We start from the raw sequence: 18824 nt of genomic DNA, 5'->3' as shown, positions 1-18824 counted from the left end.
TGCGCCCCGTCCGGCCGGAAGGCGATCGGCTTCTCGGTGGCCCTGCGGTACCGCTTCGAGCCGGGTTTCCCGAGGTTCCCGGCCCTCAGGTTGGCCTTCAGCGTCGCGTAGGCATCGCAGGTCTTCTTGATCACATGCTGGGCGGCCTGCGCACCCAGGTTCCACCGCGCCTTCACCTCGTCGTAGGTGAGCCTGCGCAGCGCGAAGTTGTTCTTCACATTGTTTTCGAAGGCCACGCTACTGACCCAGGTGGCCGCCTCGTTGCAGGCGCGCAGGGTCGCCTCAAGTGTCGCCGCCTGTACGGGCGTCGTCAGCAGCTTCACCTGCACCACCAGCTTCACACCCGCGACGCTACCCGGCACTCGGCGACCCCCGCATTCGAACACGGAAAACCGGCCATCCGCCCAGGCCGCTCCCCGCGCTCCGCGCCGGATAGCCACCGCGGTGCTCCGCACCGCTCATTTCAGGATGTGATTCCTCCCGGGCGTGAACGCCCGGGGTTCCTCGCAAGGATCCCGCTGAAGGGCCCACCCCTCAAGGCGGTGCGGCCAGCGAAGATCGTCGGCCGCACCGTCGTTCTCCGAACGCCTCCCGGCTCAGACCCAGTTGCGGCGCGCGGCCTGCCAGCCGAGCTGCATGCGGGTCGCGACACCGGCGATGGTCATCAGATGCTGGATGCGGCGCTGGACGGTGCGTCTGCTGACGCCCATCTGCCCGGCGATCGACTCGTCCGTGAGGCCCGCGACCATCAGGGAGAGCAGGCGCTGGTCGTCGGCCGTCAGCGACTCGGCATCGGATTCCAGCATGTGCGCGCCGATCCGGCCCTCCGGAGTCACCCGCAGCGGGGCGCCGATCTCCCAGTACCGCTCGAACAGCGCGACAAGTGCTTCCAGCAGACTGCTGCCCCGCACGACGACCGCCGTCACCTCACGCGGGTCACCCGCCGGACCGGCCGGTGCCAACGGGCAGATCGCCAGGCACCGGTCGGCGATCGCCATCCGCAGCGGCAACGTCGGCACCGCACGCGCGACCTCCCCGGCCCGCACCGCCCTGACGATGTTCTCCATTCCGCCGGTGTCGTCGAAGAAGGCCTGCTCGTACAGGACCCGGTAGCCGACGCCGCGCGCCAGCGCATCGAACTCGGCCTGGTTCGTACCGGACGGCATGGCGACGTACTGCGCCCTGCAGAACCACAGCAGCTCTTCCCGGGCGCTGTCCTGAACCTGCTGCAGCCGCTGGCGCAACGCCCCGGCCCCGGTGACGAACTCGACCACCTCGCCTGCGTCACGGATCCAGGCGTTGCGCCGGTAGGTCTCCATCAGTTCGGACACGGTCGCGCGGGCCTTGCCGAGCTCGTCGGCGCGGCGTTCGAGCTGCGGCAGCAGAGCCACGTCGGGCGGGTTGGCGGCGAACCGTCCCGAGGCACCCTCCACCCCGCGGGCCAGCCCCTTCTCCTCCAGTGCGCCGAGCAACCGCTCGGCGGTCCGGGCGTCGAGTCCCGTCGTCGTGGCCACCTCTTCCGCCGACGCCGTGACGGCGACGACGAGCGCACGGTACACATCCGTCTCGGCGACCGACAGCCCCACCGCCTCCAGCATGTACTTCCTCCCCAGCCCCTTGCCGAAGTCACCATCGAGGAGATCGCCGCATTCCGCGCAGTGGCGAGCGAACTGCTGTCGCACCACTTCAGCGGCAACGACGGACTCTACGCCGAGGCCGTACGGAAGGTCGACCACCGGCTTCCATCGAAGGTGCCCAATCATTTAGACTCATCAATTCTTCACTGCTTGTGACCGTTGCCGCTTTGATACGATGGTTGTGTGATCATGAACGCGGAACTGGCCGACACCCTGGAAACCGACCCCCTCGACCGGCTCGGCTTCTTGCTGGCCCGGCACGGCGCCATCGCCAACAGCCGGATGGAGCACGCCTTTGCGCTGTGCGGACTGACGCCCCGCCAAGGTGTGACGCTGATGCTGCTCGGCAGGTCGGGCAACATGAGCCAGCAGGGCGTCGCAGGGGCTCTCGAGGTGGACCCGAGTGTTCTGTGCGGCATCCTCAACGACCTGGAGTCCACGCAGTTCGTCGAACGCCGTCGCGACCCGGCCGACCGGCGCCGCCACATCGTCGTGATCACCGAAGAAGGCAGCCGCGTCCTGGCCAAGGCCCAGGAGGCCATCGAGGAGGTGGAGCGGGAGCTGTTCGCGGATCTCACCGCCGAGGAGCTCGCAACACTGCGGGACCTGCTGAGCCGGGTCAGGACCTCCAAGGGCGACATTCCCTGCACCGAGCGCTGATCCACCGGCCGCCACGAGACGGCGGGGCCGGCGCCGATCACACACCCCAGGAACCAGTGCGGTTCCTGGGGTGTTCTGCGCTTGGCGCACCCGCCCCACCCCCATCGTGCGAATGAGTCGACGGTCACACCTCCACAATCGTTGACGACCTTCAATGATTTGCTAGTGTCAACGCATGGCGGCGACCAGTCGTACAGCGGCCACCGCCGCACGGCGCATCGCGTCGAACCATTCGCGTCCGTTCGATCAGCGGGCAATGCAAGGAGGCACCACCATGAAGCAGTTCACGCACCGACTCGCGACCGCAGCCGCCGCTCTCACGGTCGCCGGCGGCGCACTCATCGCCGTCGGGAACCCCGCCGCGGCATCCACCCTCCCCGCCGACCGGCACAGCCACACCGGCGCCGTCACCCGCGTCGCGACCGACCACGGTGACCGCGACCGGCCGCGCACGGACGGGCGTCCTGACTGGCGCAGCGAGCGGGATCACCGGGATTACCTGTACTGGCGCTCCAGTGACGACGGACGCCAACTGCGCTACGACGGCCGCCACGCCTACCAGCGGGTGGACGGGCGGTGGATCGTCCTCACCCCGGCGGGCGAGCGCGCCTACGGCTTCGACCGCTGGTACTTCGACCAGCTCTGGTACAGCTACGCCGCCTCGAGCCGTTCCGGCAGCTGAGCGAGCCGGCCGGGCCCGTCCGACTCGGCCCGGGGCTCGATCGCGCCGGACTCACATCGGCTCAGACGCTTCACCCTCGTGACCGCACCATCCGGCACTCCGTGCCAACGCCCCACCCGGAGAACACCATGCAGCAAACCGCCCCGCTCATCACTGTGTTTCGGCGCCTCTGGCCGACCGGCGGACCTGGTTCCGGCCGACACCGTGGACAGCGCGCAGTCGAGCATGGCCGCGCCCTGGACCTGCCCGGGCCGGGCCGCCATCGCCGCACCGAGACCGGTGCAGCGCTGACAGGACGATGACCGGCCCGTTTCGGGCCACGGCCGGCCGCGGCGGGCACTGACCTGCGGCCCACATTCTGGGCGGCGGCTCCTGCGAGCCCTCTGGGCCGGGAGTTGCTGCACCCGCAAACGCCTGCGGCCTGAGCATGAGCGGCCGGGTTGCAGGACGCCGCCGGGCAAGGGACGGCACTGGCGGCGAACCAGCGGACGTGAGGCGCCTGGGGAGGCAACTCGCGTCCCGCCGTGGGGCGGCATCCATCGGTCATGTGGGTGACCGAGCGATACACAGACGGATGCCGCCCCCCATCGGCGACGGGCTGCCTCGGCCGGCTCTTCCGGTTGACCGGACTCGAGGTGCTCCGCGCCGGACAACGACCTGTCCGGCCTCGTCAGGCGTGTTACGAGATGGCCCGGAGCCGGCCTTGGGGGCGGCGGCGGAGTTGGTCGACTGCCCGGGCCGTCCTGTCGTCTGCGGGGAGGAAGACGATCAGTTGTTGGGCGTCCGAGGAGAGTTCGAGCGTCTCGCGGAGCAGTTGGAGTTCGCAGCCGGAGGGGTGGTTGAGGCGGAGAGCTTCACGTCGCGGAACCTCGTGTCGCTTCAGGCGGCTCGTGAAGTCGGGGCCGGCGACGGGGGCGAGTTCCGAGGTGAACCACTCGGAGTTCTCGACCGATGGTGCAAGCCACAGGTCGAAGGCCTGCTCGTCCGCGACGTCGTCCCAGTCGGCGAAGAACGTTCGCGCGCGGGGGTCGGTGAAGACGTAGCGGGTGAGGTTCGGGGTGTCGGAGTCGAGAAGTCCGGTTCCGCTCGTCACCGACTCGTAGCCGCTGGTGTGGGCGAGGACGTCGCCCAGCCGGTTGGTCACCATGGCGATCCCGGGTTCGAGGAGGCGGAGTGTCTCCAGAACCGACGGGCGCACGTCGCGGCGCGGTGGTACCGGCTGGGTGTGAGCGGAACATTCTCCGCCAGTGATCTTCGCGAGATAGCGCAGGTGGTTGCGCTCCGAGGGGTCGAGGCTGAGTGCGTCGGCAAGGGTGTTCACCACCGCGATCGAGGGATTGCGGTCACGGCCCTGTTCTATACGGGTCAGGTATTCGACGCTGATGCCGGCCCGCGCGGCGAGATCCGAGCGTCGTAGGCCCGGTGACCGGCGGCGGCCGTGAACGGGCAGGCCCAGCGATTCCGGCTGGATGCTGTCGCGCTTGGCCCGGATGAAGTCCCCTAGCGGCGTACCCATGTCTGGAGCATAAAGGTGCTGCCCGCTGATCGAGGGCTGTTCAGGCTGGCCCTGCGGGGGCCAGCCTGAGCACGGTCTGGTTGGCGCCACGACGCGGCCCGATCGTGGTGGTCATGGAGAAGAACAAGCCCAAGCTGGTGATCATCGTCGGAAGCGTCCGGGAAGGACGGTTCGGACCGGTTGTGGCCTCGTGGGTCGCCGAACAGGCCGGCATGCACGGTGGTTTCGACGTGGACGTCGTCGATCTGGCCGAGATCGACATCCCGTTGGCGCTGCCTGCGGCATCGCCGAAGTACGCAGGCGACGGTTACCCCCGTCCGGCCGGGATGGCGGCACTGACGTCGGCTCTCGAGGGCGCTGACGCCTTCATCGTGGTCACCCCGGAGTACAACCACAGCTATCCCGCGTCGTTGAAGGCGGCCATCGACTGGCACTTCACCCAGTGGACCGCCAAGCCCGTCGCCTTCGTCAGCTACGGCGGTGCAGCAGGCGGCCGGCACGCGGTGCTGCACCTGGAGAATGTGCTGACCGAGTTGCACGCGGTGACGATTCGCGATCATCTCGCCTTCCCGAACTACTTCACGGCGTGGCAGGACGGCCGTCCCCTCGACCCTGAGGCTCCCGGGTACGCCAAGACGATGCTCGACCAGTTGCACTGGTGGGCGGCCGCGCTCCGCTCGGCCCGCAACGCCGCTCCCTACCCGGCGTGAGCGCGGCGACGATGGAGGAGTCGTCGCCTCCCGGATGTGACACCTTGACATCCTCCCCGCCCTAAGGGACGGGGATTCCAGCCCGGGTGGGCTGAGGTTCACGGACGCTCGAACGGCCGGTGGCCGCTGTCGTCCCTCCGGCACCGGCTGATCGCCGGGGGCGGGGGATCCCGCCCTGTCCTGCCGCGACATTGACTGCTGCGTTCTCGTCCGCGTTGCAGGTGAAGCCGCAGGACACGCAGATGAAGTCGGCTTGGCTCTTGCGCGACTTCTTCTCGATCCATCCGCAGGCGCTGCACCGCAAGGAGGTGAAGGGTGCGGGGACGTCCTCGACCCGGCCGGGAGCCTTGTGCTCCGTGCGCTGACGGAGCAGGCCCCAGCCCTGGGCGAGGATCGCCCGGTTCAGCCCGGCCTTCTGCCGCACGTTCTTACCCGGCGCCTCCATGGTTCCCTTCGCGGAGGCGGTCATGTTCTTGATGTTCAGCTTCTCGAACCGCACCAGGTCATAGGTGCGGGCCAGCATCGTTGAGGTCTTCTCGCACCAGTCCCTGCGCCGGTTCGCCTCGCGGGCCTTGAGTCTGGCGACCTTGGCGTACTCGGCGGTCTCTCCGGACTGTTCTTGGGTGCGCGGGCGGCCCAGCGCTGGTGCTTGCGGATCTGGGCGCGTTCCCTGACGGTGAGCTGCGGGCAGTTCAGCCTGCGCCCGTCCGACAGGGCGGCGGTGATGGTCACGCCCTGGTCGATGCCGATGACCGCGCCCGTTGCGGGCGGGTCGATCGGCTCGGGGATGACGGCGAACGCGATGTGCCACTGGCCGTTGCGGAAGGTGACGCGGAACGTCTTCGCCTTCGGCAGTTCGGCGCGGGTGAGCCGGAAGCGCACCCAGCCGCAGCCGGGCACCTTGACCTGCGCCCAGCGCCGGTTGAGCTTGTGCACCACGACCGAGCGGCCCATGACCTGCTTGCTCTTGGCGTTCAGCCTCGGCGACCCGTCCGCCTCGAACTGCGGCACGCGGTCGGTTCCGATGACCCGGAAGCCCTCGTGCACATACTTCTTGCGCCAGGTCGGCTCACCGAAGCCGGAGGTGAACCGGGCGTTCTTGGCCTTGGCGAAGTCCTTCAGGGCCTGCTGCTGCACATCCGCATTCCCGGCACGCAGCCATTCGCTGTCATGCCGGGCCTCGGTGAGCTGGCGGCACTGCTCGGCGAACCCGGGCGCGGACTTTCGGCCCGGCTTGAAGTGCGCGTGCTGCTCGACGGCCAGGTTCCACACGTACCGGGCGTGCGCGCAGTGCCGGAGCATGGTCTGCTCCTGCACTCGCGTCGGGTACATACGGAAGCGTGACACGCCGCCACAGTAACGGCATGCTCAAGTTCATGCTCCGGATCCCGGACGACCTGCACCTCCGGCTGACCGCTCAGGCGGAGACCGGCCGGCGGTCCCTCAACGCCGAGATGCTGCATCTGTTGGAGGTCGCTCTCACCACCGCGGGAGGAGACGACGAATCGCCCGGCGGCAATTCGTCCACCCCTGCCCCGCTACGCGGGAGCGGGCCTTCACCCCGGCCCTGAAGGACCGTCCACCCTGCCAGAACCAGGGTGGATGAGGGAGGCTTGGTTCAGGCGTGGGTCACCTGGGCGGACCGACCGAGGCAGTGCGCGCGAGCGTCGGCGTGTCGGCGGTTCGTCCCGGTTCCACGAGCCTCCGTATCCCTCGTCGAATGAGCGTCCGAGTATGTCCTTGCCCGCCGGTGACTACCGGGGACAGTCCGCCTGCAGCAGCGACTCGCCCTCACCGCTGCGCGACTTCCTGCGGACCGAGACGGGAAGCGCCGCCGTGCTGGTGGCGGCAGCATGTGCCGCGCTGGTCTGGGCCAATCTGGCGCCTGCGGGGTACGAGTCGTTCTGGCAGACCCATCTGTCCGTGGAGCTCGGCACGTACGGGATCTCCCTCGAACTGCGGGAATGGGTGAACAGCGGGCTGATGGCGCTGTTCTTCTTCGTCGTCGGTCTGGAGGCGCGCCGCGAGTTCGACATGGGCGAACTGCGCGACCGCAAGCGGCTCGCGCTGCCGGTGGCGGCGGGAGTCAGCGGCATGCTCGTACCGATCGCCCTCTACCTCGCGATCAACGCGGACCACGGCACGATGCAGGGCTGGGGCGCCGCCATGTCCACCGACACGGCCTTCGCCCTGGGGATGCTGGCCGTGGTCGGACGCCGTATGCCGCAGGGACTGCGGGTCTTCATCCTCACCCTCACGGTGGTCGACGACTTCCTGGCCCTGGGCGTGATCGCCGTCGCCTACAGCGATCGCATCATTGTGCCGCCGCTTCTGCTCGCGGTCGGCGTCTTCGCCGTGATCCTGGCGCTCCGGCGGGTCCGACTGCGCCGAGGCATCGTGTACGCGTTGCTGGCGCTCGTCGCGTGGGGCGCGCTGCTCGAGTCCGGTGTGGACCCCGTCGTCATCGGACTCGCCATGGGGCTGCTGACGTACGCCTACCCCGCGTCGCGCTCCGACCTGGAACACGCGACCGGACTGTTCCGGCTCTTCCGCGAGCAGCCCACCCCTGAAATGGAGCGGTTGGTGCGTGAGGGGATCGCCACGGCCATCTCGCCGAACGACCGGCTGCAACGCATGTTCCACCCCTGGACGAGCTATGTCGTCGTACCGTTCTTCGCCCTGGCCAACGCAGGCATTCCGATCAGCGGCGACCAGCTCGCGCGGGCCTTCACCTCACCCGTCACTCTCGGCATCCTGCTCGGATACGTCCTGGGCAAACCGATCGGCATCGTGGGCGCGGCGGGACTGACGACTCTGCTGGGCCGGGGGAGGATCCGGCTTCCGGTCGGCTGGGGAGCCCTGGTCGCGGGCGGGACCCTGGCCGGAGTCGGGTTCACGGTCTCCCTGCTCATCGCGACTCTCGCCTTCGACGGCACCCGGCTGGACGACGCCAAGATCGGCATTCTGAGTGCCGTGCTCTGTTCCTTCGTACTCGGCAGGCTCGTCACGGGCGCCATCGGCTTGCTGCCACGAGGGACGCAACTACGGGCGCTGCTGGGAAAGGCGGACACGATCGTCGATCTCGCCGTGCCCGTGGACCCCGACCGGGACCATGTGCGAGGGCCTCGCCACGCCCCGGTGACTCTGGTGGAGTACGGCGACTACGAGTGTCCCCACTGCGGGCAGGCGGAACCGGTCATTCGCGAGCTGCTCGGCGACTTCGGGGACGTGCGCTACGTGTGGCGGCACCTGCCGCTCACCGATGTTCACGCACACGCCCAGCTCGCCGCCGAGGCCGCCGAAGCGGCCGGTCTGCAAGGCCGGTTCTGGGACATGCACGACCTGCTGATCAGCCACCAGGGCGCGCTCCGGTTCGACGACCTGCGAGGATACGCGGCCGACAGCGGACTGGACATCGTGCGCTTCGAGCGGGACATGCGGTCCCGCGCGGGTGCGTCGCGGGTCGCTGAGGACGCGGAATCGGCGGAACTCAGCAGCGTCGCGGGAACTCCCACCTTCTTCGTCAACGGACGCAGGCACCACGGTGCCTACGACATCGCCGGCCTGTCCGCGGCCGTACGGGCGGCACGTGCACACGCTGTCGTTGTCGCAGAGAGGACGCGGTGATCTGCCTGGGGACCAGAGGGCTTTCATCTGTTCCGTGAAGCATAGCCATTCGTAGCCTTCTGTAGTCGTGTGTGTTCGGATTGTGAAGCTTCCCGAGTGGGCGCGTCAGCAGGGCGTCAGCTACCAGACAGCCTGGCGGTGGGTGAAGAACGGCACGATGCCGGTCCCTGTCCGCCAGGCTCCGTCCGGTACCTGGCTCGTTGACGACGCGCCTGCTGCGGCGGAGGGCCAGGTGGTCGCGTACTGCCGGGTGTCGTCCGCTGACCAGAAGCCTGACCTCGACCGGCAGGTGGTCCGTGTCGTTGAGGGCGCGAACCGTCTGGGACTTGCTGTGAGCGAGGTGGTCAGGGAGGTCGGGTCCGGGCTGAACGGGCGTCGGCAAAAGCTGCACCGGCTCCTGTCTGACCTGAAGGTCGGCGTGATCGTGGTGGAGCACCGTGAGCGTCTCGCCCGCTTCGGTGTCGAGCACCTCGAAGCCGCCCTGTCCGCGTCCGGACGCCGCCTCGTCGTCCTTGACACGGAGGAGGCCACGGACGACCTGGTGCGGGACATGACCGAGGTCCTCACTTCGATGTGTGCCCGCCTGTACGGGCGCAGGGCCGCGAAGAACCGTGCCGAGCGTGCTGTGAAAGCAGCGACCGAGGAAGGGGCGGACGCATGAAGAAGTTCCGGCCCCAGCCGGGTTTCGTGGTGCAGGCGTACCGGTTCGCCCTTGATCCGAACGCCACGCAGGAGGCCGCGCTCAGGTCGCACTGCGGTGCGGCCCGCGCGGCGTACAACTGGGCGGTGTCGTGGGTGCGGGCGTCGTGGGCGCAGCGGGCGGCCGAGGCGACGTACGGAATTGACGAGGAGCGGCTGACGAAGTGGCGGCCGTGGTCGCTGCCTGCCCTGCGCAAGGCGTTCAACGAGGCCAAGCACACCGACCCGCGCTTCGCCGGGTGGTGGGAGGAGAACTCCAAGGAGGCGTACAACACCGGCCTGGCAGGCGCCGCCGCCGCGTTCGACAACTACGCCAAGTCCAAGAACGGCAAGCGCAAGGGCCGCACGATGGGCGCGCCGCGGCGGAAGTCGAAGCGGAAGGCCCGCCTGGCCTGCCGGTTCACCACTGGCAGCATCCGTATCGATCCCGATGGCCGTCACGAACGCGCTCACGGCCTGCGGGAGCGCATCGCGGCCGGGACGGCGCGCATCCTGTCGGCGACCGTCCGGCACGAACGCGGACGCTGGTTCGTCTCCTTCCAGGCCGAGGTGAAGCGGGAGATCACCCGCGTCGGCCGCCCCGACGCGGCGGTCGGTATCGACCTCGGTGTGAAGCACCTGGCAGTGCTGGCCGACAGCGCCGGTGAGATCCGCTACGAGTCGAACCCGAAGCACCTGGACGGTTCCCTGAAGCTGCTGCGCCTGCACTCGCGGAGGGTCTCCCGCCGCCAGGGGCCCGACCGGCGCACCGGGCAGCAGGCGTCGAAGCGGTGGGAGAAGGCCAACCGCGAGCGCAACCGAGTCCACCACCGGGTGGCGAACCTTCGCGCCGACGCCCTGCACAAGTTCACCACCCGTATCCGCGCCGAGCACGGCACCGTGGTGGTGGAAGACCTCAACGTCGCCGGGATGCTGAAGAACCGGCGCCTGGCCTGCCGGATCGCCGACGCCGGATTCGGGGAGATCCGCCGCCAGCTCACCTACAAGGGCCGGCGCAACGCCTGCCCCACCGTGGTGGCCAACCGCTGGTACCCGTCCTCCAAGACCTGCTCGAACTGCGGCGCGGTGAAAGCCAAGCTGCCGCTGCACGTCCGAGTTTTCGACTGTGATGCCTGCCCGCTCGTGATGGACCGGGACGAGAACGCAGCACACAACCTTGCCGCCCTCGCGGCGGCACGCACCACAGGTACCGGAGTGGCCGGAGACCTGGACGCCGTCAAGGTGTCGAAGCCTCGTGGAGCCGACCGTAAGCCCCGCACCACCCGACCCAGCCGCAAGGCCGGGAAGGGGCGGGCAGGTGGCGCAATCCCCGCCCCGCGCGGGAAGGAAGCGAGAGACCGTACTCAAGCCGAAGCCCTCATGCTTTGGTGATGTGACGGACCATCCGGGCCGTAATGCCCGGATTGCTGAGATCCGACTACGGACTCGGTAACGGCTGCCTTAGGGTGCCCGGCATGACGACGCAGGGATACCTCTCGGAGCTGTTCTCACTGGACGGACGCATCGCCGTGGTGACCGGCGGCAGCTCCGGGATCGGCCGCGCCATCGCCGGTGCGCTGGCCCGGGCGGGCGCGGCCGTGGTGGTCGTGGCGCGCAACGAGGAGCAGCTCGCCGCCACCGTGGACGAGCTGACCGCGGACGGCTGCCGGGCCGCGTGGGTGAGCGGCGACCTGAGCACCCGGGAGGGCGTGCGGGAGGCGGCGGAGAAGGCCGTCGAGGCGTTCGGTGAGCCGGACATCCTCGTCAACTCCGCCGGCATCAACCTGCGGCCCCCCATGGGCGAGCTCGGCGACGACACATGGGATGTCACCATGGCGGTGAACCTGGAGGCGCCCTTCCTGCTCGGACAGCGCTTCGGCCCCGGCATGGCCGAGCGCGGCTACGGGCGGATCATCCACATCACCTCGCAGCAGGCACACCGTGCCTTCGTGCAGAGCGGGGCGTACGGCGTGTCGAAGGGCGGCCTGGAGTCGCTGGCCCGCTCGCAGGCCGAGGCGTGGTCGCCGCACGGCGTGACCTGCAACACCCTGGTGCCGGGCTTCGTCATGACGCCCCTGAACCAGCGGGTGTCCTCCGACCCGGAGAAGGTCTGCGCCCTCGCCGCCCGCACACTGGTCGGCCGCAACGGTCTGGCCGAGGACTTCGCGGGCGCGGCGGTCTTCCTGGCGAGCCCGGCGTCGGCGTACGTCACCGGGCACTCCCTCTTCGTGGACGGAGGCTTCTCGGTGCACTGAGACCGCGATCACGACCTGGCATTGGCCGGAAAGCCAAAGCACCCCGCACCGTCTTGGCCGACACGCACACCCCTCCCCGCCTGCCCTTCCGCATCATCAAGGCCGGAGGGGGAGCGGTGAGAGGAGTGGACGCATGGACACGGTACGGACGAGCCCGCGGAGACCTGCGGGTGAGGTCGGGGCGGCGAGCAGGCTGACGCGGCGGCGGGACGTCGCGACCTCGCTGAACCCGACCGCCGACCTGGTGGACCTCACCCGTGCCCTGGTGGACATCCCGTCCGAGAGCGGCGACGAGGCCCACCTCGCCGACGCCGTGGAGGCCGCCCTGCGCGCGTGCGCGCACCTGACGGTCGAACGCATCGGCAACTCCGTCGTGGCCCGCACCGAATCGGGCCGGGCCGAACGGGTGGTGATCGCCGGCCACCTGGACACCGTCCCGGCCGCCGGGAACCTGCCGTCCCGGCTGGACGGGGAGCTGCTGTACGGGCTCGGGGCGTGCGACATGAAGGGCGGCGTCGCCGTCGCCCTGCGCCTTGCGGCCACCCTTGACGCACCGGTACACGACGTCAGTTACGTGTTCTACGAGTGCGAGGAGGTCTCCGGCAACCGCAACGGCCTGAACCGGATCGCCGCCGAACGCCCCGATCTGCTCGAGGCGGACCTCGCGATCCTCATGGAGCCGTCCGACGCGGGCGTGGAGGCGGGCTGCCAGGGCGTCCTGAACGCGGACATCACGGTGCGCGGCGAGCGGGCGCACACCGCCCGTTCCTGGACGGGCGTCAACGCCGCGCACCGAGCGGCCGCCGTGCTCCAGCGTCTCGACGACCACACCGCAGAGCGGATCGTCATCGACGGCCTGGAGTACCGCGAGGGGCTGAACGCGGTCGCCGTCCGCGCCGGGGTGGCCGAGAACGTCGTCCCCGACACCTGCGTGATCACGGTCAACCTGCGCTTTGCACCGAGCCGTTCGGCGGGGCAGGCCGAGGCGTATCTGCGCGGTCTCTTTCCCGAGTACGAGGTCGAGGTCACCGAGGTCGTGCCGGGCGCCCTGCCGGGGCTCGGCCAGGGCCCGGTCGCCTCGCTGGTCGAGTTCCTCGGCGTGACCCCCCGCCCCAAGCTGGGCTGGACCGACGTCGCCCGCTTCGCCGCGCTCGGCACACCCGCGCTCAACTACGGACCCGGTGACCCGACCCTCGCGCACACCGCAGGGGAGTACGTGCCCGTCGGTCAGCTGCGCGAGTGCGAGGCCCGGCTCGCGGCCTGGCTGAGTGGTTAAGGGTTCCTGGGTCAGGCCCGGTCCGCGCCCCGCAGTCCGGCGAGGGTGCGCAGCTGCAGCCACAGCACCAACCGCTCGTCCGGGTCGGCCAGGTCGATACCGAGGTGCTGCTGTGCCTGCCTGAGGCGGTACCGGCAGGTGTTGGGGTGCACGGCGAGCAGCTTCGCCGCCCGTGCCATGTCGCATCCGGCGTCCAGCCAGCACAGCAGGGTCCTGGCGTAGTCGGTGCCGTGCTCGGCGTCGTACGCCAGGACCTCCCGCCAGGCACCCGCCGTCAACCCCCGCTGTCCGCCGATGAGTTCACGCAGCCGGAGCAGGGTGACACGCGCCCGTACCTCGGTCACGGCAGCAACGTCCTCGCCCGGTCCGAGCACCCGCAGGACGAGGTCGGCGTCGTCCCGTGAGCCGCGCACGGCCGCCAGGTCCGGGACGATGTCGCCCAGCCCGGCCCGCACCGGCACCCGCAGCGCCCGGCTCGCACGCCGCACGACGTCCTCGGCGAGCTGCTTGTGCCGCTTCCCACCGTGTTCACCGGTCACCGGCAGCAGCGCGTACACACTCCCGTCCACCAGCACGCACGCGTGCCGCCCGTATCGCGCCTCGCACTGGAGCCGTACCAGGTCGAGCAGCCGCAGCGCGGTCTGTTCCCCGTCGGGCGCGGACACCGTGCCGTCGAGGGCGAAGGCCACGACACGGACCGGGGTGCCGGCGGCGAGGCCGAGGCGGTGCGCGGCGCCGGCGGGATCGGCGGTGCCGTCGAGGAGGCGGCGCAGCAAGTCGCTCGTCAGATGCCGGGACAGTTCCTCGCTCGCCCGGGCCCGCAGCAGGAGCAGCGCCGCCGTGGACGCGCCCTGCCTGAGGGCGTCCTCGGCATCGGGGCCGAGGTGCCCGTCGTCGACGACCCACACCGACCCGAGCGTCTCGCCGCCCGCGCGGATCGCGACGGCGAGCCGCGGCAGCTCGTCGCCGTCGAGAGCGGCGAGGCGTACGGGTCCGGGGGCGGCGAACAGGAGGCGGTACTGCTCGGTGTTCTCGGGGCTGCTCGGCACCTGGCGGCCCAGAATGCCCTGCCGCCGGGCCTCGTCGACGACCTGCCCGGCGACGGTGGAGTAGGCCAGGATCCGCTGGCGGGCGTCCTCGACGACGGTCGCGCCCCCCACGGCCGCGGCCACCGCGTTGGCGAGCGCGAACAGGTCGCCGAAGGCGGCGCCGCTGCCCGCCGGGCCGGGCCGGGAGCCGATCGCGGAGGCCAGCAGCAGATGGATGTGATGCCAGGCGGCGTCCTCGTCGACGGCGAGCAGCGCGAGGCCGTGGGCCTTCGCCGCCGCCACCGCGTCGGGCTCCCCGTCCCCGGCCCGTACGACGAGTCCGGCCATCCCGGCCGCCGCGGCATCGCGCGCCAGCGTCCCGACCTCGCCCGCTCGCGCCCCGACCGTCAGCAGCAGGGCACCGGGCGCGCTGCGCGGGAACGGCGCCCCGGCGTCGTACAGCAGGACCTCGGAGACGGGTGCGGTGAGGCCCGCCGGGGCGGTGAGCACACGGAGCACGGGCTCACCGAGGATGTCGAGGAGTTCCTCGAGGGTGCAGGCGTCCATGGCGGGGCGGGCTCTCCGATGGGGACGGTCGCAGGTGACGATGGGTGTTTTTACGGGACGGTGACCACTGGGGTCCTTGGCCGATCGCAACAGAGCGGCGGGAACTCATTGTGCCTGACGACAATGGCCGCCGGGCTGTGGCCCTGGAGACTCAAGGCATGACACCTGTGACGATCTCCGCCGCCGGGTCCGGGGCGGCGGCCGGAACACCGAACGCGGGCGCCCTCGCCGAGGACGCCGCCCGTGCCGCCGGAGTCACGGTCCGTACCGTGCACGACGTGGCCGGTATCCATGCCATGGCCGATTTCTTCGCCGATGTGTGGCAGATGCCGCGCGCCACCCCGCCCTACCCCTCGGAGGTGCTGCACAGCCTGGTGCACTCCGGAGGCGCCGTGCATGCGGCGTACTCCACCGGGCCGTCGGGCGAAGTGCTCGCCGGGGCGGCGGTGGCGGTGTTCGGGCCACCCGCCGAGCGGGACGTGTACTCGTTCGTGGCGGCGGCGACCGCCTCCGGCCGGGGCGTCGGCTTCGCGGTCAAGCAGGCGCAGCGGCGGTGGGCGCTGCAGCGGGGCGCCACCACCATGCGCTGGACCTTCGACCCACTGGTCAGCCGCAACGCCCGCTTCAACCTGGTCAAGCTGGGCGCCGTCGGCAGCGAGTACCTGGTCGACTTCTACGGGCCGATGAGCGACGGCGTGAACAACGGCGACGAAAGCGACCGGCTCACCGTCGTGTGGGACCTGGTGACAGCGACCACCCGGACGGACGATCCCGCCGACGGCCGCTCCACCGCGGACGTCGTTCGCCGGGCACCGGACGGCGGCCCGCTCGCCCTGCGCGACGCGGACAGACTGTGGTGCCGCGTGCCCGAGGACATCGTCGCGCTGCGTGCCGCCGACCCGGCGCTCGCGCTCGACTGGCGGCACGCCGTACGCGAGGTCTTCACCGAGGCGTACCCGGAGGGACTGCGCGCCACGGCCATGTCCCGCGACGGCTGGTACCTGCTGACCCGCCCGTCCCCCGAGGAGCAGGCATGAAGCTCGAACGCGCCGAACTGCTCCACGTCGCCATCCCGCTCGTCACCCCGTTCCGTACCTCCTTCGGGACGATGACCAGCAAGAACACCTTCCTGCTGCACGTGGTGACCGACGAGGCCGAGGGCTGGTCGGAGTTCGCTGCCGACCCGGAGCCGCTGTACTGCTCGGAGTTCGTCGCCGGCGCCGAGATCGTCATCCGGGACTTCCTGCTGCCGCGCGTCGCCGCCCTGCCCGAGCCGACGACCGCGGCCGTCGCCCCCGCCATGGCCTCCGTGAAGGGCCACGAACTGGCCAAGGCCGCCCTGGAAACCGCCCTCCTGGACGCCGAACTGCGCGCCTACGGCATGTCATTCGCGACCTTTCTCGGCTCGGTCCACGAACGGGTGCCCGCCGGGGTCTCGGTCGGCATCAAGAACTCCGTACCCGAACTCCTCGACGACGTCGAGCGGTACCTCGCCGAGGGCTACCTCCGCATCAAGCTGAAGATCGAGCCGGGCTGGGACGTCGAGCCGGTGCGCGCCGTACGCGAACGCTTCGGCGACCGGCTCCCGCTCCAGGTCGACGCCAACACCGCCTACACGCTCGCCGACGCCGAACACCTGCGCAAGCTCGACGACTTCGGGCTGCTGCTGATCGAGGAGCCGCTGGAGGAGAACAACCTCCACGCCCACGCCCGGCTGCAGAAGCGCCTGGCCACCCCGGTCTGTCTCGACGAGTCGATCCACTCCGCGCGCGACGCGGCGTCCGCGATCGCGATGGACGCCTGCCGGGTCGTCAACGTCAAACCGGCCCGCGTCGGCGGCTATCCGGAAGCCCGTCGCATCCACGACGTGGCCGCCGCCAACGGCGTGCCGGTGTGGTGCGGCGGAATGCTGGAGACGGGCATCGGCCGCGCCCCCAACCTGGCGCTCGCCGCCCTCCCGGGCTTCACCCTCCCCGGCGACACCTCCGCCTCCAGCCGGTACTTCGCCGAGGACATCACCGAACCGTTCGTCCTCCAGGACGGCCACCTGCCCGTACCCACCGCCCCGGGCATCGGCATCGACCCGCTGCCGGACGCCCTGGCCCGGTTCACGACGGCGATCCGGGAGGTGTACGCGGGACGGCGGTGACCGCACGGCCACCCCGCCCGGGGGTGTCAGCGCCCCGCTGCGTACAGCGCCTCGATCTGCTGCGCGTACGCGGCCATCGCCGCCTGGCGTTTCACTTTCATGGACGGGGTCAGCAGCCCGTTGTCCTCGGTGAACTCGCCCTCGACCAGGGTGAAGGCGCGGATCGACTCGGCGCGTGAGACGGCCTGGTTGGCGTGGTCGACGGCCTTCTGGACGTCGGCGCGCATCCGCGGGTCGCGGACGATCTCGGATATCGGCGTGTCGGCGGGCAGTTTGCGGACCGCGAGCCAGTGGGTGACGGCCTCGGGGTCGAGGGTGACGATGGCGGCGACGAAGGGGCGGTTGTCGCCGACGACGAGGCACTGGCCGACGGGCGGACGGCTGCGCAGGCGGTCCTCCAGGACGGCGGGGGAGACGTTCTTGCCGCCGGAGGTGACGATGATGTCCTTCTTGCGGCCGGTGATGGTGAGGTAGCCGTCCTCGTCGAGGGCACCGAGGTCACCGGTGGCGAACCAGCCGTCGGTCAGGACGGCGTCCGTGGCGGCCGGGTTGTCGAGGTACGAGCCGAAGACGATGCCGCCCTTGACGAGGACCTCGCCGTCGTCGGCGATGCGGACGGCGGTGCCGGGGACGGGGAGGCCCACCGTGCCGGGGCGGGGGCCGAGGGGCGGGACGATGGTGGCGGCGGCGGTGGTCTCGGTCAGGCCGTAGCCCTCGTAGACGATGATTCCGGCAGCGTGGAAGAACAGGTTGAGGTCGCGGTCGAGCGGGGAGCCGCCGCTGATGGCGTAGCGCATGCGGCCGCCGAGTTCCTTGCGGACGCGGCGGTAGACCAGCAGGTCGTACAGGGCCCAGGCGGCGTACAGGCCGGGGCCGGGTCCCTTGCCCTTGTCGAGGAACTTCTCGAGGTGCGCCTCGCCGAAGCGCACTGCGATCCGGTGCGCACGGTCGAAGGAGGCGCCGCGGCCGAGCTTCTCCGCGGTGGCGCGGCCGGTGTCGTGGATCTTCTCGAAGAGGTAGGGGACGCCGACCAGGAAGGTCGGGCGGAACTCCTTGAACGCCGGGCGGAGGTCGTCGGGCTTGATGCTCGGGCAGTGGCCGATCTCGATGCGGGCCATCAGACAGGCGATCTGGAGGGTGCGGCCGAGGATGTGGGCGAGGGGGAGGAAGAGCAGGGTGGAGGCGGTCCGACCGGTGAGATCCCTGAACATGGGGTGCAGCAGCTCGACCGTGTTGGCGGCCTCGGCATGCAGGTTGGCGTGGGTGAGGACGCAGCCCTTCGGCCGGCCGGTGGTGCCGGAGGTGTAGCAGACGGTGGCGGGGGTGTCGGGGGTCAGGGCCGTACGGCGCTTGGTGACCTCCTCGTCGGGGACGTCCTGGCCGAGAGCGGTGAGGTCGTCGAGGCCGGCCGTGTCCAGTTGCCAGACGCGTGGCGGCTGGGGGTGACCTGCCGTGCCGGCCCTGACGGTCATGGCGTTCTCGGCGGTCTCCGTGATGACGAAGCGGGTGCCCGAGTCGCGGATGATCCACTCCACCTGTTCCGCGGAGGAGGTGGCGTAGACCGGGACGGTCTGGCCGCCGGCGGCCCAGATCGCGAAGTCCAGGACCGTCCACTCGTAGCGGGTGCGGGACATCACCGCGACCCGCCCGCCCGGTTCGAGACCGGCGGCGATCAACCCCTTGGCCACGGCGGTGACTTCACGGGCGAAGGCCGCCGCGGTCACGGGCTGCCAGGACCCGTGCTGCTTGCGGCGCAGGACCACGGTGTCGGGGGCCTGGGCGGCGTTGGTGAACGGGATGTCGGCGGTGCTGCCGGCCGTCGCCCTCGGCGCGAGGGGCGCCGCACGGACCTCGCGTACGACCCCGTGCTCGTCCCTGATGATCTCGGTCCTCGTGCGGGTCGCCAGGTCGGTGCGCTGCTTCGCCCGCTTCAGATCCCTGCGTACGCCCATGACGGCTCCCGGTCGCGGCTGAGGACGACGTGCTGTCGTCCGTACTTACTCCAGAGTCAACTTACTCGCACGTAAGGGAAGGTCAAC

General features: G+C 70.4%; 17 protein-coding genes and 1 pseudogene. 11 read left to right on the top strand and 7 right to left on the bottom strand.

The annotated features are described in order from the left end of the window. Positions 1 to 341 (bottom strand): annotated as a pseudogene (locus tag ACFV7R_RS42635) (RNA-guided endonuclease TnpB family protein); the annotation flags it as partial. Positions 342 to 596: 255 nt separating this feature from the next. Beyond that, on the bottom strand, positions 597 to 1763 hold the full coding sequence (locus ACFV7R_RS42630) for a helix-turn-helix domain-containing protein (protein ID WP_385274798.1): 1167 nt from the start codon (positions 1761 to 1763) through the stop codon (positions 597 to 599). Positions 1764 to 1826: 63 nt separating this feature from the next. On the opposite strand from ACFV7R_RS42630, the gene ACFV7R_RS42625 reads away from it, so the two are divergent. Together ACFV7R_RS42625 and ACFV7R_RS42620 are read left to right on the top strand one after the other, a co-directional pair. After that, positions 1827 to 2297, top strand: coding sequence for a MarR family winged helix-turn-helix transcriptional regulator (locus ACFV7R_RS42625; RefSeq protein ID WP_385274806.1), 471 nt, complete (start codon positions 1827 to 1829; stop codon positions 2295 to 2297). 274 nt (positions 2298 to 2571) lie between these two features. Continuing rightward, positions 2572 to 2979 (top strand): hypothetical protein, encoded by a 408-nt coding sequence (locus tag ACFV7R_RS42620; RefSeq protein ID WP_385274795.1) that lies wholly within the window; start codon positions 2572 to 2574, stop codon positions 2977 to 2979. 679 nt (positions 2980 to 3658) lie between these two features. On the opposite strand, the gene ACFV7R_RS42615 is transcribed toward ACFV7R_RS42620, so the two are convergent. Next, complete coding sequence (locus ACFV7R_RS42615; protein WP_385274792.1) at positions 3659 to 4495, bottom strand: helix-turn-helix domain-containing protein; 837 nt, start codon at positions 4493 to 4495, stop codon at positions 3659 to 3661. A 113-nt stretch (positions 4496 to 4608) separates the two neighbouring features. On the opposite strand from ACFV7R_RS42615, the gene ACFV7R_RS42610 reads away from it, so the two are divergent. Continuing rightward, positions 4609 to 5205, top strand: a complete 597-nt coding sequence (locus ACFV7R_RS42610) for an NADPH-dependent FMN reductase (RefSeq protein WP_385274789.1) — start codon at positions 4609 to 4611, stop codon at positions 5203 to 5205. A gap of 61 nt (positions 5206 to 5266) precedes the next feature. Here the strand turns inward: ACFV7R_RS42610 and ACFV7R_RS42605 are convergent, their stop codons facing one another. Both ACFV7R_RS42605 and ACFV7R_RS42600 read right to left on the bottom strand, forming a co-directional pair. Beyond that, positions 5267 to 5728 (bottom strand): zinc ribbon domain-containing protein, encoded by a 462-nt coding sequence (locus tag ACFV7R_RS42605; protein ID WP_385274786.1) that lies wholly within the window; start codon positions 5726 to 5728, stop codon positions 5267 to 5269. Further along, entirely contained in the window at positions 5686 to 6552 is an 867-nt protein-coding gene (locus ACFV7R_RS42600) for a helix-turn-helix domain-containing protein (protein ID WP_385274783.1), read from the bottom strand. The genes ACFV7R_RS42605 and ACFV7R_RS42600 overlap by 43 nt, the downstream gene beginning before the upstream one ends. A gap of 17 nt (positions 6553 to 6569) precedes the next feature. Between ACFV7R_RS42600 and ACFV7R_RS42595 the strand changes: the two genes are divergently transcribed. The 6 genes from ACFV7R_RS42595 to dapE all read left to right on the top strand — a co-directional run bounded on the left by ACFV7R_RS42595 (position 6570) and on the right by dapE (position 13041). Further along, entirely contained in the window at positions 6570 to 6776 is a 207-nt protein-coding gene (locus tag ACFV7R_RS42595) for a toxin-antitoxin system HicB family antitoxin (protein ID WP_385274780.1), read from the top strand. A gap of 163 nt (positions 6777 to 6939) precedes the next feature. Continuing rightward, on the top strand, positions 6940 to 8832 hold the full coding sequence (nhaA, locus tag ACFV7R_RS42590) for a Na+/H+ antiporter NhaA (protein WP_385274777.1): 1893 nt from the start codon (positions 6940 to 6942) through the stop codon (positions 8830 to 8832). Between the two features lie 82 nt (positions 8833 to 8914). Then, entirely contained in the window at positions 8915 to 9493 is a 579-nt protein-coding gene (locus ACFV7R_RS42585) for an IS607 family transposase (RefSeq protein WP_385274774.1), read from the top strand. Continuing rightward, on the top strand, positions 9490 to 10902 hold the full coding sequence (gene tnpB / locus ACFV7R_RS42580; protein ID WP_385274771.1) for an IS607 family element RNA-guided endonuclease TnpB: 1413 nt from the start codon (positions 9490 to 9492) through the stop codon (positions 10900 to 10902). Before ACFV7R_RS42585 ends, tnpB begins: the two co-directional genes overlap by 4 nt. Positions 10903 to 10985: 83 nt before the next feature. Continuing rightward, on the top strand, positions 10986 to 11765 hold the full coding sequence (locus ACFV7R_RS42575; RefSeq protein ID WP_385274768.1) for an SDR family NAD(P)-dependent oxidoreductase: 780 nt from the start codon (positions 10986 to 10988) through the stop codon (positions 11763 to 11765). A gap of 133 nt (positions 11766 to 11898) precedes the next feature. Beyond that, positions 11899 to 13041, top strand: coding sequence for a succinyl-diaminopimelate desuccinylase (dapE, locus tag ACFV7R_RS42570; RefSeq protein ID WP_385274765.1), 1143 nt, complete (start codon positions 11899 to 11901; stop codon positions 13039 to 13041). Positions 13042 to 13052: 11 nt separating this feature from the next. Here dapE and ACFV7R_RS42565 read toward each other — a convergent pair whose 3' ends face one another. Next, entirely contained in the window at positions 13053 to 14636 is a 1584-nt protein-coding gene (locus tag ACFV7R_RS42565; protein ID WP_385274762.1) for a PucR family transcriptional regulator, read from the bottom strand. 158 nt (positions 14637 to 14794) lie between these two features. Between ACFV7R_RS42565 and ACFV7R_RS42560 the strand changes: the two genes are divergently transcribed. Both ACFV7R_RS42560 and menC read left to right on the top strand, forming a co-directional pair. Then, complete coding sequence (locus ACFV7R_RS42560) at positions 14795 to 15673, top strand: chorismate synthase (RefSeq protein WP_385274759.1); 879 nt, start codon at positions 14795 to 14797, stop codon at positions 15671 to 15673. Then, complete coding sequence (gene menC, locus ACFV7R_RS42555; protein ID WP_385274756.1) at positions 15670 to 16785, top strand: o-succinylbenzoate synthase; 1116 nt, start codon at positions 15670 to 15672, stop codon at positions 16783 to 16785. The genes ACFV7R_RS42560 and menC overlap by 4 nt, the downstream gene beginning before the upstream one ends. A gap of 26 nt (positions 16786 to 16811) precedes the next feature. Here the strand turns inward: menC and ACFV7R_RS42550 are convergent, their stop codons facing one another. Beyond that, positions 16812 to 18737, bottom strand: a complete 1926-nt coding sequence (locus ACFV7R_RS42550) for an AMP-dependent synthetase/ligase (RefSeq protein ID WP_385274753.1) — start codon at positions 18735 to 18737, stop codon at positions 16812 to 16814. Between the last annotated feature and the right edge of the window lie 87 nt (positions 18738 to 18824).

The organism is Streptomyces sp. NPDC059866, from assembly GCF_042731325.1.
GTDB lineage: Bacteria > Actinomycetota > Actinomycetes > Streptomycetales > Streptomycetaceae > Streptomyces > Streptomyces flavusporus.
The sequence above is the reverse complement of the archived record's forward strand: the minus strand, read 5'-3'. Positions and strand labels throughout refer to the sequence as shown.

Excerpts from the sequence above, each read along its gene's own strand:
- menC (WP_385274756.1), top strand. The coding sequence starts at position 15,670 with ATGAAGCTCGAACGCGCCGAACTGCTCCACGTCGCCATCCCGCTCGTC.
- ACFV7R_RS42595 (WP_385274780.1), top strand. The coding sequence starts at position 6,570 with ATGCTCAAGTTCATGCTCCGGATCCCGGACGACCTGCACCTCCGGCTG.
- ACFV7R_RS42615 (WP_385274792.1), bottom strand. The coding sequence starts at position 4,495 with ATGGGTACGCCGCTAGGGGACTTCATCCGGGCCAAGCGCGACAGCATC.
- ACFV7R_RS42550 (WP_385274753.1), bottom strand. The coding sequence starts at position 18,737 with ATGGGCGTACGCAGGGATCTGAAGCGGGCGAAGCAGCGCACCGACCTG.
- ACFV7R_RS42610 (WP_385274789.1), top strand. The coding sequence starts at position 4,609 with ATGGAGAAGAACAAGCCCAAGCTGGTGATCATCGTCGGAAGCGTCCGG.
- tnpB (WP_385274771.1), top strand. The coding sequence starts at position 9,490 with ATGAAGAAGTTCCGGCCCCAGCCGGGTTTCGTGGTGCAGGCGTACCGG.
- ACFV7R_RS42560 (WP_385274759.1), top strand. The coding sequence starts at position 14,795 with ATGACACCTGTGACGATCTCCGCCGCCGGGTCCGGGGCGGCGGCCGGA.
- ACFV7R_RS42605 (WP_385274786.1), bottom strand. The coding sequence starts at position 5,728 with ATGCTGGCCCGCACCTATGACCTGGTGCGGTTCGAGAAGCTGAACATC.
- ACFV7R_RS42565 (WP_385274762.1), bottom strand. The coding sequence starts at position 14,636 with ATGGACGCCTGCACCCTCGAGGAACTCCTCGACATCCTCGGTGAGCCC.
- dapE (WP_385274765.1), top strand. The coding sequence starts at position 11,899 with ATGGACACGGTACGGACGAGCCCGCGGAGACCTGCGGGTGAGGTCGGG.
- ACFV7R_RS42620 (WP_385274795.1), top strand. The coding sequence starts at position 2,572 with ATGAAGCAGTTCACGCACCGACTCGCGACCGCAGCCGCCGCTCTCACG.
- nhaA (WP_385274777.1), top strand. The coding sequence starts at position 6,940 with ATGTCCTTGCCCGCCGGTGACTACCGGGGACAGTCCGCCTGCAGCAGC.
- ACFV7R_RS42625 (WP_385274806.1), top strand. The coding sequence starts at position 1,827 with ATGAACGCGGAACTGGCCGACACCCTGGAAACCGACCCCCTCGACCGG.
- ACFV7R_RS42575 (WP_385274768.1), top strand. The coding sequence starts at position 10,986 with ATGACGACGCAGGGATACCTCTCGGAGCTGTTCTCACTGGACGGACGC.
- ACFV7R_RS42630 (WP_385274798.1), bottom strand. The coding sequence starts at position 1,763 with ATGATTGGGCACCTTCGATGGAAGCCGGTGGTCGACCTTCCGTACGGC.